General features: G+C 62.1%; 11 protein-coding genes and 2 pseudogenes. 8 read left to right on the top strand and 5 right to left on the bottom strand.

All coding sequences use genetic code 11. From position 1 onward, the window contains the following. Nucleotides 1-56: 56 nt before the first annotated feature. Nucleotides 57-197, top strand: a complete 141-nt coding sequence (locus ABFB10_RS20820) for a hypothetical protein (RefSeq protein ID WP_430523057.1) — start codon at nt 57-59, stop codon at nt 195-197. A gap of 505 nt (nt 198-702) precedes the next feature. Here the strand turns inward: ABFB10_RS20820 and ABFB10_RS20815 are convergent. The 3 genes and pseudogenes from ABFB10_RS20815 to ABFB10_RS20805 all read right to left on the bottom strand — a co-directional run bounded on the left by ABFB10_RS20815 (nt 703) and on the right by ABFB10_RS20805 (nt 4527). After that, nucleotides 703-2184 carry an NAD-dependent succinate-semialdehyde dehydrogenase gene (locus tag ABFB10_RS20815; RefSeq protein ID WP_347168163.1) on the bottom strand — a complete coding sequence of 494 codons (1482 nt, stop codon included), beginning with the start codon at nt 2182-2184 and terminating at the stop codon, nt 703-705. 1 nt (nt 2185) lies between these two features. Beyond that, nucleotides 2186-3464 (bottom strand): annotated as a pseudogene (locus ABFB10_RS20810) (4-aminobutyrate--2-oxoglutarate transaminase). Nucleotides 3465-3555: 91 nt separating this feature from the next. Further along, a complete protein-coding gene (locus ABFB10_RS20805) occupies nt 3556-4527 on the bottom strand; it encodes a 3-hydroxyacyl-CoA dehydrogenase NAD-binding domain-containing protein (protein WP_347168162.1) in 972 nt (323 codons plus the stop codon). A 274-nt stretch (nt 4528-4801) separates the two neighbouring features. On the opposite strand from ABFB10_RS20805, the gene ABFB10_RS20800 reads away from it, so the two are divergent. The 5 genes and pseudogenes from ABFB10_RS20800 to ABFB10_RS20780 all read left to right on the top strand — a co-directional run bounded on the left by ABFB10_RS20800 (nt 4802) and on the right by ABFB10_RS20780 (nt 9607). Then, nucleotides 4802-5929, top strand: coding sequence for an aromatic ring-hydroxylating oxygenase subunit alpha (locus ABFB10_RS20800; protein ID WP_347168161.1), 1128 nt, complete (start codon nt 4802-4804; stop codon nt 5927-5929). 73 nt (nt 5930-6002) lie between these two features. After that, nucleotides 6003-6818: an enoyl-CoA hydratase-related protein gene (locus tag ABFB10_RS20795; protein ID WP_347168160.1), complete on the top strand. Its 816-nt coding sequence runs from the start codon at nt 6003-6005 to the stop codon at nt 6816-6818. Between the two features lie 227 nt (nt 6819-7045). Continuing rightward, a complete protein-coding gene (locus ABFB10_RS20790; protein WP_347168159.1) occupies nt 7046-7732 on the top strand; it encodes an EthD family reductase in 687 nt (228 codons plus the stop codon). Between the two features lie 60 nt (nt 7733-7792). After that, nucleotides 7793-8710 (top strand): annotated as a pseudogene (locus tag ABFB10_RS20785) (beta-keto acid cleavage family enzyme). 318 nt (nt 8711-9028) lie between these two features. Further along, on the top strand, nt 9029-9607 hold the full coding sequence (locus ABFB10_RS20780; protein ID WP_347168158.1) for a TetR/AcrR family transcriptional regulator: 579 nt from the start codon (nt 9029-9031) through the stop codon (nt 9605-9607). A 102-nt stretch (nt 9608-9709) separates the two neighbouring features. Here ABFB10_RS20780 and ABFB10_RS20775 read toward each other — a convergent pair whose 3' ends face one another. Both ABFB10_RS20775 and ABFB10_RS20770 read right to left on the bottom strand, forming a co-directional pair. Further along, a complete protein-coding gene (locus ABFB10_RS20775; protein ID WP_347168157.1) occupies nt 9710-10705 on the bottom strand; it encodes an MDR family oxidoreductase in 996 nt (331 codons plus the stop codon). 84 nt (nt 10706-10789) lie between these two features. Then, nucleotides 10790-11881, bottom strand: coding sequence for a nitronate monooxygenase (locus tag ABFB10_RS20770; RefSeq protein ID WP_347168156.1), 1092 nt, complete (start codon nt 11879-11881; stop codon nt 10790-10792). Between the two features lie 128 nt (nt 11882-12009). Here ABFB10_RS20770 and ABFB10_RS20765 point away from each other — a divergent pair, with 128 nt between their 5' ends. Together ABFB10_RS20765 and ABFB10_RS20760 are read left to right on the top strand one after the other, a co-directional pair. Next, nucleotides 12010-13281 carry an oxidoreductase gene (locus tag ABFB10_RS20765; RefSeq protein ID WP_347168155.1) on the top strand — a complete coding sequence of 424 codons (1272 nt, stop codon included), beginning with the start codon at nt 12010-12012 and terminating at the stop codon, nt 13279-13281. A gap of 380 nt (nt 13282-13661) precedes the next feature. After that, nucleotides 13662-14189 carry a hypothetical protein gene (locus ABFB10_RS20760; protein WP_347168154.1) on the top strand — a complete coding sequence of 176 codons (528 nt, stop codon included), beginning with the start codon at nt 13662-13664 and terminating at the stop codon, nt 14187-14189. Nucleotides 14190-14193 lie beyond the last annotated feature (4 nt).

Below are 14193 nucleotides of genomic sequence, written 5' to 3'. Positions count from 1 at the left end.
ATGAATGGGCTTTCGATGTGCTGCGTGGCTCACGGCTCGGGAAACGGGGCAGTGATATGAGCGACCTTTACTGGCCGACCGACACGCAGATGGCCGGGCTTGCCCCTGTCTTCCCGAAATCGCACGACAAGCCTGTTCTGGGCGCGATTACCTTCACCAATCGCTATGATCTGCGCTGGCGAGACGTCCCCATGTGAACCGGCGTGCAATTTTGACTCCTCAGAGGGGGGATCGGCGTCCAGAAACGCCACCTTTGCACTGATGCGGATAATGCCCCCGAAGTTGTCGGGGAGCACAGTGTGGGATTTTGGTCGTGGAGACGATAGCGAAGATCCGGCGGGCGTATTCTCAGGGCAGGACGTCGATCAAGCAGATCTGCCGGGAGCTGCGAGGATCGCGGAACACGGTGCGCAAGGTGAAGGGCCGCCGCGACCACTCTTTGCAGCAGTCGGCAACCGGGAGGCGAAGGAGGATCTGAAACTCAAGGATATCCTGGAGCCCATGCTCACCATACCCCCCACCCGAACCGTGCATGTCAAAGTCGCGGTCTTTTTCGGGGTCGGTTTCTCAAGCCTCGCCGGAAAAGGTGGCGGCACCGAGGGGTGCGATGCCGCCAGTTGGTCGCCCACAGGGAGGAAAAGGGCGAATTCTAAGCGGAAATTTTTGTCCCCTTACAATCGCATAGGCAGAGTTGTGAAAGCTCTACTTGCCGGTCGCGCCAAGTCCGCCGATGCAGATATTCTTGATCTCAAGAAAATCCTCGATCCCGTATTTAGAGCCTTCCCGGCCCAGGCCCGATTGCTTGATCCCTCCGAACGGCGCCACCTCGGTGGAAATCAACCCGGTATTCACACCGACCATCCCGCTTTCCAACGCCTCGGCCACCCGCCAGACACGCGACAGGTCATTGGCGTAGAAATACGCGGCCAGACCGAATTCGGTGTCGTTGGCCATGTCGATCACATCGTCTTCGGTTTCGAACCGGACCAATGCGGCCAGCGGCCCGAATGTTTCTTCCCGGCAGACGAGCATGTCGCGGCTGACGTCGCGCAGCACGGTGGGTTCGAAGAAGGTATCGCCAGCCTTCATCCGATTGCCCCCGGTGATGACCTGCGCGCCCTTTCCGACCGCATCCGAGATATGTGCTTCCACCTTTTTCAGCGCGGCCCGGTTGATCAGCGGCCCCGTGGTCACACCCGCGTCGAAGCCATTGCCGACGCGCAGCGCCTGCACGGCTGCCCTGAGCTTTTCGGCGAAGACATCGTAGATTGCGGATTGCACGTAGATCCGGTTCGCGCAGACGCAGGTCTGACCGTTGTTGCGGAACTTGGCGATCATCGCCCCCTCGACGGCAGCATCGAGATCGGCGTCGTCGAAGACGAGGAACGGCGCGTTGCCGCCAAGCTCGAGCGAGACCTTCTTGATCGTGCTGGCGGCCTGCTCCATCAACAGTTTGCCCACGCGGGTCGAGCCGGTGAAAGTGATCTTGCGCACCTTCGGATTCGCGCAAAGCTCTTTTCCGACGCCCGCCGCATCCGTCGAGGGCACAACGTTGAAAACACCCGCCGGAATGCCCGCGCGCTCGCCCAGCACCGCCATGGCAAGCGCAGACAACGGGGTCAGTTCGGTCGGGCGCGCCACGAAGGTGCAGCCTGCGGCCAGCGCGGGCGCCACCTTGCGCGCGATCATCGCATTCGGGAAATTCCAAGGCGTGATCGAGCCAACCACGCCGACGGGCTGTTTCAGCACGAAGATGCGCTTGTCGCGCTGGTGGCCGGGGATGACATCGCCGTAGACACGTTTGGCCTCTTCGGCAAACCACTCGATGAACGAGGCGCCGTAGAGGATTTCACCGCGGGCCTCGGGCCAGGGCTTACCCATTTCGGCGGTGAGGATCGTGGCGAGATCATCGGCGTTTTCGATCATCAGATCGTGCCAGCGCCGCAGGATAGCCGCGCGTTCCTTGCCGGTCATCGCGGCCCAGCCGGGACCGGCGGCATGGGCGGCCTCCACCGCCATTGCCGTCGCCCCGACATCCAGATCGGCGACCCGTGCGATCAGGCGGCCCGTGGCCGGGTCGCAGACCTCGAATGTCCCGCTTCCGTCGATCCAGTTGCCATTCACGTAGGCGCGGGTTTCCAGCAGACTCGGGTCGTGCAGCGACAAAGACATCATGTCCTTCATGTCAGGCCCCTTTCACGGCATCGATCGATGCCTCGAGAATGTCGAGGGCTTCGACAAAGACATCATCCGGAATGGTCAGTGGCGCGAGAAAGCGGATCACGTTGCCGTAGACACCGCAGGTCAGCAGCACCAGCCCGCGCGACAGCGCCTCGGCACGGATCGCGTTGGTCATCTCGGGGTTCGGCGCGGTGCCGTCTGCGGTATTGAACTCAGCCGCGATCATGAAGCCCGGGCCGCGCACGTCGATCAGCTCGGGCACGCGGCTCTGGATGGCGTTCAGGCGCTGTTTCAGCCGCGCGCCAAGATCGTTGGCGCGCTGGCAGAGGTCCTCTTCCTCGATCACGTCCAGCACGGCATGGGCGGCAGAAATCCCCAACGGGTTACCACCATAGGTGCCGCCGAGACCCCCGGGAGCGGCGGCGTCCATGACCTCTGCACGGCCTGTGACGGCAGCCAGCGGCAGCCCGCCCGCCAGCCCCTTGGCCATTGTCGTGATGTCGGCGCAGACGTCATAGCCTTCCATGGCGAAGAGCCTGCCGGTGCGGGCGAAGCCGGTTTGCACCTCGTCAGCGATCAGCAGGATGCCATGGGTGTCACACAGGGAACGCAGCGCGCGCATCAGCTCGGCGGGGGCCGGGTAGAAACCGCCCTCGCCCTGCACCGGTTCGAGGATAATCGCCGCCACGCGCTCGGGATCGAGGTCGGCCTTGAAGAGCTTTTCGATCCCCTTCAGGGCATCGGCGGTGCTCACCCCATGCAGTTCGACGGGGAACGGCACATGGAACACATCGGGCATCATGGCGCCGAAGCCCTTTTTGTAGGGCGCAACCTTGCCGGTCAGGCTCATGCCCATGAAGGTGCGGCCATGAAAGCCGCCGCCGAAGGCGATGATGGCCGGCACGTCCCGTCGCGGCGCGCGCCACCTTGATGGCGTTCTCGACGGCCTCGGCCCCGGTGGTCACGAAAACCGTCTTCTTGTCGAAGTCACCCGGCACCTTGGCGTTCAGCCGCTCGGCCAGACGGATGTAGTTCTCGTAGGGCAGAACCTGGTGGCAGGTGTGGGTAAAAGCCTCGGTCTGCGTGCGGACGGCCTCCATCACCTTGGGATGGCAATGCCCGGTGTTGACCACCGCGATTCCGGCGGCGAAATCGATGTAACGGTCGCCCTCGATGTCCCAGACCTCGGCGTTCTTGGCGCGCTCGACATAGATCTGGGTCTGCATGCCGACGCCTCGCGAGATAGCGGCATCGCGGCGGGTGGAAACGTCGATGTTCTTCATGGTTTGTCCTCGGAGTGGTGCAACCGACCGGGTCTGGGTGCAGCTTGCATGGATCGGTTGCGATGAATCAAAGAGGGAGGGGGCAGCGTCGTTACGCGTGCTGCTCCGCTGGCTGCGAGGCTTGCGCACGGTCAAGATCGGAGATCAGGTTGCGGAGCTTCACGAGACCGTCGTCGCGCTGATTGCACAGCCTCTGGAACGGCGCCCGGTCCAGCGCCTGCATGGCGCCTGCGGTGTAGCGTTGCAGTGTCGCCTCACTTGGCTCGAAGCTGCCGGGCGCGGCATACCCGTCGGCCAGTTCACCCAACAGAAGCTTCAGGAAAAACGACCAGCCTTCGCCGCCGCCGCTGCCGAGGCTGTAGATTTCCGTGGGCCCCATCAGCGCCCAGCGAAGACCGGGGCCGTGTTTGATCGCGGCATCGATGTCTTCGGGTGACGCAACGCCCTCCTGGACGATGTGCAGCACTTCGCGAAACACCGCCGCCTGGATGCGATTGCCGATGTAGCCGCGGATTTCCCTGTTCAGGACAACGGGCCGCATTTCGGTCGAGCGATAGAATTCGGTGATGCGGTCAAGCACCCCTGCGGCCAGGCCGTCGGCGCCCGCAAGCTCGACCAGCGGGATCATGTAGGGCGGGTTGAACGGGTGCGCGATCAGGAAGCGGTCGCCGCCTGCCATCTCGGCGCGCAGACGCGCGGCAAGGAAGCCCGACGAACTGGAGGCGATAATGGCATCGTCTTTCGCCAGATCATCGATCCGCTTCAAAAGATCGATCTTCATGGCCTCGTTCTCGACGGCGCTTTCCTGAACCAGATCGGCCTCAGGGATCGCGTCTTCCAGAGTGGTAGAAAAGCGCCAGCGCTCGGGCGATGCCCCGTCTGCCAGACCCAGCGATGTGACATGGGGCCGGGCATCCTCGATCATGGCGCGCACATAGGCCTCTTTGGCCGGGTCGGGGTCGCAGGCCACCACGTCAAGCCCGGCCCGCAGGAAATGCACGACCCAGCCGGCGCCGATCACGCCGCATCCCACGCATGTGACTTTCTCTATTGCTCCGGTCATCCGGCCCTCCCTTCTCTACACGCCCGAACGCTTGCTGCTCTGCGCAAGACGCCGCCCACAGCCGAGCACCGCGACCCGACTCAAGACTCAATAATTAATTTTATTGACCCGAGAGTATAAATGAAAGATCATCAGGTCAATTGGGAATCGGGCGGAAGTTGAACCGGGCGGCGCAATCCACTCCGATGAGACCGCGTAGACATGCCAGCCACTCGGTTCAGACCCCGCACAAACCGCGCCTGATGTTGCGCAAGCCACAAAATGGGAGACCACTGTGACCGAACAAACGATCTCTTCGCGGTTCTACACGGACGAGAGCTGCTACGAGTTTGACAAAGAGCACATCTTCTACAGGACCTGGCAGTTCGTTGGGCATGTCAGCCAGGTGACGAACCCCGGCGATTTCTTCACCGAAAAGGTCGGTGACGAAAGCCTGTTGATCGCCAAGGGCGAAGACGGGGTTGTCCGGACCTTCTACAATGTCTGCCGTCACCGTGCGCACGCCATCGCAAGCGGCACCGGGAACCGCAAACTCTTCGTCTGCCCCTACCACGCATGGTCCTACCGCCTGAACGGCGCCCTGCACCGGGCCCCGGAAACCGACAAGACCGAAGGCTTCTGCAAAGAACAGATCTCGCTGCGCGAAGTCCGCACCGAGATCAAGTTCGGGATGATCTTCGTAAACCTCGATGACGACGCAGTGAGCCTTGCCGAAGCCTATCCCGGCGTAGAAGAAGCCGTGCTGGCACAGCGGCCCGGCATCGCCTCTATGAAGAAGGTCTTCGAGCGTAGCATCGAGCACGAGTGCAACTGGAAGATCTCGGTCGAGAACTACAACGAATGCTACCATTGCCCGACAGTCCATGCGACGTCGATCACCCGGATCTACGAGACAGATTCCTACACCTGCGATCTCAGCGGCCCGATCACCAAGCACTTCATGGCGCGCAAGGATAACCGTGACGTTCACGGCGACATGCACAGCTGGTTCCTCTGGCCGAACACCATCGTGGAAGTGTTCCCGCTGCACAACGCCGTGTCGCTGCGCAAGATCATGCCGCTCGGTGTTGGTCGCTCGGTTTACTACTACAGCTGGTACGTGCCCGAGGATCTCTCGGACGAGGCACTCAAGGAAGTGCAGGCCATGGGGCAGGAATACTGCGACACGGTCTGCGTCGAGGACGCCAGCGTTGTCGAATCCGTACATGCCGGCATGCGCAGCCGCAGCTTCGACACGGGCCCGCTGATCACGACGTACCGAGCAGACGCCCCAGAACGAGAATGCAACGGCGCATTTCCAGTCGCGCTACAAGGCCGCCCTGATCGCGTGTCGGGCAAGCGCTCTAGCACCCGCTCTCTTCCCATTATCATGCAGGGCGTTCGGCAGCGCCCTGCGTTCTGAAAAATCTCGCACCACTTTGGTGGTGCCCGTCGCGGCTGGCCGCCGCGATCACGATCTGACCAGGAGCGAGAGATTGACCGACGGAATCGTAACCACCCAAAGGTTTGGGAATGTCCTTGAAGTCACCCTGAACCGCCCGCCGGTGAACGCCATCAACCGCGAGACCAGCCGGGCGGTTTATGCCGCCTTCAAAGAACTGCAGGACGATCCGACCTTGCGCGTCGGCATCCTGACCGGGGCCGGGGATCGGGTCTTTTCTGCCGGATGGGACCTGAAAGAGGTTGCCGACCCCGCGTTCGATCCGCTGCTGGATGCCGACCCCGAGCTTGGTCACGGGCCCGGCGGCTTTGGCGGGATCACCGAATTCCACGATCTCGAGAAACCGGTGATCGCGGCACTGAATGGCGCAACGCTGGGCGGCGGTTTCGAGATTGCACTGGCCTGCGATGTGATCTTTGCTGCCGATCACACCTATTTTCAACTGCCGGAAATGCAGCGCGGCTTCCTGCCGGATGGCGGCGCAATCCAGCGCTTGCCGCGCCGCCTCCCCTACAATGTGGCCGTCGAGCTAATGCTGAGCGGTCGCCGCATGGATGCCACCGAAGCGCAACGCTGGGGTCTTGTACATCAGGTCGTGAACTCGGTCGAATTGCTGGAAACCGTGCGGGCCTATGCCCAAGAGCTCTCGAAAGGCGCGCCGCTCGCCATGCGCGCGATGAAGGAGGTCCTTCGACATATCGAGATGCTGCCCGTCGAAGACGCGATGGCGAAGACGAAACCAGGCAAAAGCGGCCTGCCGACCTACGAGAAAATGTATGCGTCGGATGATTTCACCGAAGGCTCCGTGGCCTTTGCGGAGAAACGCGAACCGAACTGGACAGGTGTCTGACAGGGGCCAGGCCCGGGAATATACTACTCAGGCCAATAATTATACCTTAAAGTCAGATAAGTATCCTTATCCTGGCCATCGTCCAAAACCGGCGTCCGGAGAAGGCGTGACATCCCGCGGTGCCGCGCAATCTCCGAAAGGCCAGACCCCAGGCGGCGGCACAGTCCCGCCTGAAACCGCAAGTTCCCAGTGGCTTTTCCTGCCCGTACCAACCGGAGTGAACACCCATGGCAAGAATTCAGATCCTCTACACGACCCCGGCTGATGCAGAGGCTTTCGATGCACATTACCGCGACGTCCACACGCCAATGGTGATGGCCATCCCCGGCCTCAAGCGTCTGGTCGTGAGCAAGCTCAACGAGCTCTCCGACGGGGAGCCGAGCGATTGGTACATGTCAGCCGAGCTTCACTTCGCATCGAACGCCGCAATGGACTCGGCGCTCCAGAGCCCCGAGTCCAAGGCCACCGATGCCGATTTCGAGACATTCGCCCCCAAGGGTACGATTGTCCTGCGCCACGCGGACGAGGCGGATAATCGTGCCCCGGTTTCCCGGGCAGAGAGCGCCCGGGGTCGCGGCGAGGATGTGCTGCGGGCGCTCTGGGGCGAGGTTTTCACCCCCGCGCCCGGCACCGAGGACTTCATGAACGTGACGATCGATCACCTTTTCGGCGATCTGTGGTCACGACCGAACCTGGCGATGCGCGACCGGTCGCTGATCACCATTGCCGCGTTGACGGCCCTGGGGCGTTTCCCGCAGCTTGAGGAGCACCTGGAGGGCGGTCTCAACCTTGGCATTACCCCGGACGAGCTGAAGGAAATCATGCTGCACCTTGCCCATTACGGCGGCTGGCCGGTGGGCGTGTCGGGGCTGAATGTGGCCATGAAACTGTTCGAACGACTCGACCAGGCGTAATCGCCCCGCCCCTGGCCGGGTTTCGCATCCGACTACAACCTTGAATGAATGGAGTTCACCTTGCCGCTCGAAATGAACAGGAAGGTATTCATTACCTGTGCCGTGACCGGAGGAGGATCCACCAGGATCGTTCGCCGCATGTGCCACGCTCACCCAAGGAAATTGCCGACAGCGCAATCGCCGCAGCCCGCGCCGGTGCAGCTGTTGTGCATTGCCACGTCCGCGACCCCGAAACGGGCGCCCCCTGCCGTGACACGCATCTCTACCGCGAAGTGACTGACCGCATCCGCAGCGCGGATGTCGATGTGGTGCTGAACCTGACCGCCGGGATGGGCGGCGAGGTTGTCATGGGCCCGCCCGATCAGCCGCTTCCGATCAATGATCAGCTGACCGACATGGTCGGTGCCGATGCACGCCTCGAGCATATCGCCGAGTGCCTGCCTGAAATCTGTACGCTGGATTGCGGCACGATGAACTTCCTCGAAGGCGAGTTCGTCATGATGAACACGCCGAACATGTTGCGCTCGATGGCCAAGAAGATCGGCGAACTGGGTGTCACGCCAGAGATCGAGGTGTTCGATACCGGGCATCTGTGGTTTGCCAAACAGCTGGTCAAGGAAGGGCTTCTGCCCGATCCCTCGCTCATCCAGCTGTGCATGGGAATTCCCCGGGGTGCGCCGAATGATCTGGGCACGCTGATGGCCATGGTGAACGCAATTCCCGATCACTGGACCTGGTCGGCCTTCTCGCTGGGCCGCGATCAGATCCCCTATGGCGCTGCGGTACGTGCTTGCCGGCGGCCACGTGAGGGTGGGTCTCGAGGACAACCTGTTCCTGCGCAAGAATGTTCTGGCAACGAACGAGCAGCTCGTCGAGCAGACCGTCACCATGCTGGATGCCATGGGCGCCTCGATTATGACACCCGCGGAAGTGCGCACGAAACTTGGCCTGACCAAGCGCGCGCCGGTGTCGCGCTGAACAACCGGCGGGCACCTTCGGATGCCCGCCCCCGTCCTTCCATCGGTAACAAACGTTGGGCGCCGGGACCAACCTGACGGCGAGGCCCTGACGTCCGCTCTTGCCTTGACCTCTGACACCGAGCGACCGGGGCCATTCCGGGTTGCACTTTGAGTTTCCCTGTGCTTGTTTGAAAGATATACCCAGCGGTCAAAAATGTTGCAGTTCAAAGGCCATCCGGAAGGAAGCCATACTTTTCAGTATAGCTGGCCAAATTGGAGGTAAACCAATCCATGTCTCAATCTGTGAGAGAGGAACTCAAGGCCCGCAAGCAAGAGTTTGTTCAAAACGAAATCACCTCGTACCGCATCCGAACTGTTCGCAGCCAACGGTTTCCGTGCGGTGACGATCGACGATATCTCGGCCCAGCTCGGCTATACGAAGACGGTCGTATACTACTATTTCAAAAACAAAAATCAGGTCCTTTGGACGATCTTCAACCAAATCAACGATGCCTGGGCACACGACATGGACGACATTCTGGCCTCCGGTCAGGACGCGCCGACGATGCTATGGCAGATGATCCGCAAACATGCGCTGAACGTGCTCGAGCAAACCGCGTGGTCGGCGATCTACTTCCGTGAACAGAGCAATCTGACCGAGAAGCAACGCGAAACCGTCAACCAGCGCGCGAAAGCTTTCAACGAGAATTTCCGTACGGTCTATGCCAAGGGCGTCAAGAACGGCGACTTCAAGGATATCCCTGCCCCGCTGGTGATCGGTGGTATCATCGGGATGTGCAACTGGACCCATGATTGGTACACGCCGGACGGTTCGCTCGAGGCAACCCAGATTGCCGAGCATTTCGCCGATATCATGCTGAACGGCTGCTTGTTGCAAGACAAGGCAGGCGCCTGAGCCGGTTCAGCGTACGCGCCTGTCGCCGTTCCGCGACACCGCTTTTCCTTCAATAGCATGCACACGGCAGTTATGGCCGTGCGCGTTCTTGTCGAGTCCGCTTCAGGCCTCCAGATCCACCACGACCCGCCCGCGGATCTTGCCCGCAAGGATATCGGCGGCCAGCTCGGGCAGCTTGTGCATGGGCTCGACCCCGGCGATGCTGGCAAGGCTTGTCCTGCCGAGATGATCGGCCAGAAGAGCCCGGGCACGGTCGCGCTTGGCCTGAGGCGCCATCACGCTGTCGATGCCAATCAGGGCAACGCTGCGCAGGATATGCGGCATCACACTGGCCGGCAGGTCAAACCCGCCCGCAAGCCCGCAGGCCGCAACCGCCCCGCCGTAGCAGGTTTGCGCCAGAACGTTCGCAAGTGTCGTCGACCCCACGGAATCAACTGCCCCGGCCCAGCGTTCCTTCTGCAAGGGCCCACCCTTCTCAGCCAGCTCTTCCCGACTGACGAAGTTCACAGCGCCGAGGGCGCGCAGGTAGTCATGGGTTTCGGGCCGGCCGGTCGCGGCAGTAACGTTGTAGCCTTTCGACGCCAGCAGGCTGATCGCGGTCGACCCCACTCCGCCCGCGGCGCCGGTCACCAGCACATCCTTACCGCCGGGGGCGATCGTCCCCCAGTCTTCCAGCGCGGCAACGCACAAGGCGGCAGTGTAACCGGCGGTGCCGATCGCCATGGCATCCCGAAGCGCGAAACCCTCGGGAAGACGAGTCAACCATTCAGGCTTCAGGCGCTGATACCGGCTGTAGCCTCCCCATTCCGTCTCGGACAGGCCCCAGCCATTCACGATCACCTTGTCACCCGGCGCCCAATCCGGGCTGCGGCTTTCGACGACCGTGCCCGCAAGATCGATCCCGGCCACCATCGGCAGGCGACGGGCGATGCGGCCCTTGCCGGTGATCGCAAGACCGTCCTTGTAGTTCACGGTCGAATAGGCGACCTCGACAAGCACGTCGTGATCAGGCAGATCCGAAAAAGTCAGGTCGCGGAACGCGGCCTTGGGTTTGCCATCCTGATCCTCGATCAACATGGCACGGAAGGTCTCGGACATCTCGCTCTCCAGTACTTGATATCTCTCGGCGGGTCCGCACATGCAGCCGCACCGTTTCGGATCGTTCAGGCCTCGTTCAGACCTTCAAGGCGTTCCATCGTATCGAAGTATTCCGACACCATGTCGTAGACCACTTCCTTCACGGTCGTCGGTTCCTTGAGTTGGCCGACGATCTGGCCTAGCCGCATAGGTCATCCAATCCTTGCGATGGGCGCGTTCGGCGCGGCGGAACGGCTCGCCTGACAGGATCGATTGATAGGGCACGCCAAGCGGGGCGGGCGCATCATCGCGGGCCCAGGCATCGGTGAACTTGCTGCGCAGCGACCGGCAGGGCTTGCCGGTATAGCCGTAGGTGATCAGCGCGTCTTCCGAACTGGCGTCATAGAGCACCTCGCGCAGGTCCGGGTTCAGCTCGCTTTCCACCGTGCCAAGCCAGACCGACCCCGTCCAGACACCCTGTGCGCCAAGCGCCATGGCAGCGGCCATCTGGCGCCCACGCCCCACACCGCCGGCAGCAAGAACCGGCACCGGCGCGATGGCGTCGACAACTTCGGGCCAAAGCACCATCGAACTGACAGTGCCGACATGTCCGCCCGCCTCGGAGCCCTGTGCGATGATCACGTCGACGCCCGCCTCAACCTGCTTGCGCGCATGTTTCGCCGAGCCGATCAATGCGCCCACCTTGATGTTCGCGGCATGCATCCTGTCGATGATATGCTTGGGCGCAAGCCCCAGCGCGCTGACCATGAACTTGATCGGGAACTTCATCGCCACATCGAGAAGCGCCTCGCTTTTCTCCTGGGTGAAGCTGAGGTTTTCCGCATATTCACGGTACCACCCTTCCACTTCCGAGGTCGGAAGCTCGGGCACGCCGTCTTCGCTCATCAAACCGTTGATGAAATCGTACTGCTGCTTGCCGACCACGTTGCGGGGGTTGGTGCCGATGTCGATGGCCTCAGCCTTCGCGGCGAACACCATGTCCACGCCATAGGGCTTGCCATCGACATGGTCATCGATCCACTTGAGCTCCTGCTCGAGGTGCTCGGGCGTCATCCAGGCAGCCCCCAGGACGCCCATGCCGCCCGCCTTCGAAACGGCCGCGACAACGTCGCGGCAATGGCTGAACGCAAAGATCGGGGCTTCAATGCCGAACATTTCGGTAACTGCAGTCTTCACGAGGGGCTCCTTTTTTCGTCGAGATCTGCGCGCGCGACCGCACGGCGTACCTCTGTGTATTAATTTATACTTGAAAGTACGTTATTTCGGCCATAGCCTCCCGTCAAGCCTTGCAAAGCAGGCCGGACGTGCTGAACATCGGAACTCCGAGACGGTGCTTTGAGCAGCGCCCTCAAACCATTGGGAATACAAACGTGTCGAAATACAACGCGTTGCTTGCGCCACTTCAGATCAAATCACTCATGATCCGAAACCGGATTTTCAGCACGGGCCACGTGCCGGGCTACGCTTCGGACGGCCTGCCCACAGAGCGCTACTTCCGCTATCATGAAGAGAAGGCCAAAGGCGGCATCGGGCTGACGATCTTCGGCGGCACAACGGCGGTCTCACCCGAGCACACCGCCGCGCTCTGGAGCCAGCTGCGGGTGGCCGATGACGGCGTGATCCCGCATCTGGCCGGGATGCGCGAGCGGGTGCATGCCCATGGCGCGGCGGTGATGATCCAGCTCGACCACCTGGGCCGCCGCATGGCCTGGAACACCGAGAACTGGATTCCGGCCATGGCGCCCAGCCCGATCCCCGAACCGGGTCACCGGTCGTTCCCGCGCGAAATGGACCAACATGATATCGACCGTGTGATCGAGGAATTCGCCGCTGCCACCTGGCGTGCGCGTGAGGCCGGCCTGGACGGGGTCGAGCTGTCGGCAGCCGGCCCGCACATCTTCGCGCAATTCTGGTCGCCGTTCTGCAACCGGCGCACCGATGGCTACGGCGGCAGCTTCGACAACCGGATGCGCTTTTCGCTCGAACTGCTCGAAGCCGTGCGCAAGCGCGTCGGCCCGGATTTCGTGGTCGGCATGCGCGTGCCCGGCGATGAATACCATTCCGAAGGCCTGCATCCCGAGGAATGCCTGAAGATCGCGAAACGCCTCGAGGATACCGGGATGATCGATTTTCTCGATGTCTACGGCGGCCAATCCTACGAGCACTACACGTTCTCGATGACCAATACGAACATGTCGTTTCCGATTGCCCCCTACCTGCACCTGCCGATGGCATTCCGCTCGGAAATCAACCTGCCGATCCTGCATGCGCAGCGCATTCAGGACATCGACACTGCGGCACGCGCCATCTCTGAGGGCGCAACCGACATGGTCGGGATGACCCGCGCGCATCTCTCGGACCCGCACATCATGCGCAAGCTGATGGAAGGACGCCCGGACGATATTCGCCAATGCGTCGGGGCCGCCTATTGCATCGACCAGCTCGATTTCGGCCCCGCGATGTGTCTGCACAACCCGGCGACCGGACGCGAAGAGCACCTGCCGCAGACACTGGTGCGCAAGACCTCGGGACTGCGCAAGGTTGTCGTGGTCGGCGGTGGCCCGAGCCGGGCTTGAAGCAGCACGGGTCTGCGCGTCGCGCGGCCATGAGGTCGTCCTGTTCGAGGCGACAGACAAACTGGGCGGCCAGATGCAGCTTGCCACCCGTCCTTCCTGGCGCGAGGCGATGTCAGGCATCGGGCGCTGGCTGAGTGCGCAGGTGCTCAAGCTGGGCGTTGATGTCAGGCTGGACACCATCGCGACCGAAGAGGCCATCCTGGCGGAGGCCCCCGATGTGGTGCTCATCGCCACGGGTGCACGTCCCAACAAGGGCGATTTCCCGGGCGCCGAGCTGTGCGTCACGTCGTGGAACGCCCCGGAAGGAACGGCACGGGCAGCCGCAATCGGCACTGGTCTACGACGACAAGGGCGACCATCAGGGCCCCAGCGTCGCTCTGGTGCTTGCCGAGGCGGGCGCGACTGTCGAACTCGCCTTCCCCGATCGCCGCGCCTTCCCCGATGTCGGGTCAAGCAACGCCGCCGCGCATCTGCGCAAGCTATACGCGCAAGAGATCGTCCTGTCGCCCGATCTGCGGCTGCAGGAGGTCTATCAAGAGGACAATCGCCTGGTCGCGGTACTGGCCAATGAATACAGCCGCCGGCTGGAAGAACGGGTGGTGGACCTCGTGGTATCCGAGCAGGGCACGACGCCGGTGGACGACTTGTTCCACAGGCTCAAGGTCGCGTCCCGAAATCATGGCGAGATCGACCATCGCGCCTTGCTGACCGGACGTACCGCAGACGATTGCCCACAACCCGGAAGGCGCCTTCATGCTGTTCCGCCTAGGGGATTGCCTGGCAAGTCGGAACATCCATGCGGCGATCTACGACGCGCTGCGCCTCTGCAAGGACATCTGACGCGGCTGGCGGCAGCCGGGCGCGACCGGACCCAATTAGCACTGGAAAATACTTCTTGGTATATTTAATATA

The sequence above is a fragment of the Ponticoccus litoralis genome (assembly GCF_039769985.1).
In the GTDB taxonomy this organism is placed as follows: Bacteria; Pseudomonadota; Alphaproteobacteria; order Rhodobacterales; family Rhodobacteraceae; genus Ponticoccus; species Ponticoccus litoralis.
Note: the sequence above shows the minus strand (reverse complement) of the source record. Positions and strands in the feature narration are given on the sequence as shown.

Bases quoted from the DNA above. Each gene is read 5' to 3' on its own strand.
- ABFB10_RS20820 (WP_430523057.1), top strand. From the start codon at position 57: ATGAGCGACCTTTACTGGCCGACCGACACGCAGATGGCCGGGCTTGCC.
- ABFB10_RS20815 (WP_347168163.1), bottom strand. From the start codon at position 2,184: ATGAAGGACATGATGTCTTTGTCGCTGCACGACCCGAGTCTGCTGGAA.
- ABFB10_RS20805 (WP_347168162.1), bottom strand. From the start codon at position 4,527: ATGACCGGAGCAATAGAGAAAGTCACATGCGTGGGATGCGGCGTGATC.
- ABFB10_RS20790 (WP_347168159.1), top strand. From the start codon at position 7,046: ATGGCAAGAATTCAGATCCTCTACACGACCCCGGCTGATGCAGAGGCT.
- ABFB10_RS20775 (WP_347168157.1), bottom strand. From the start codon at position 10,705: ATGTCCGAGACCTTCCGTGCCATGTTGATCGAGGATCAGGATGGCAAA.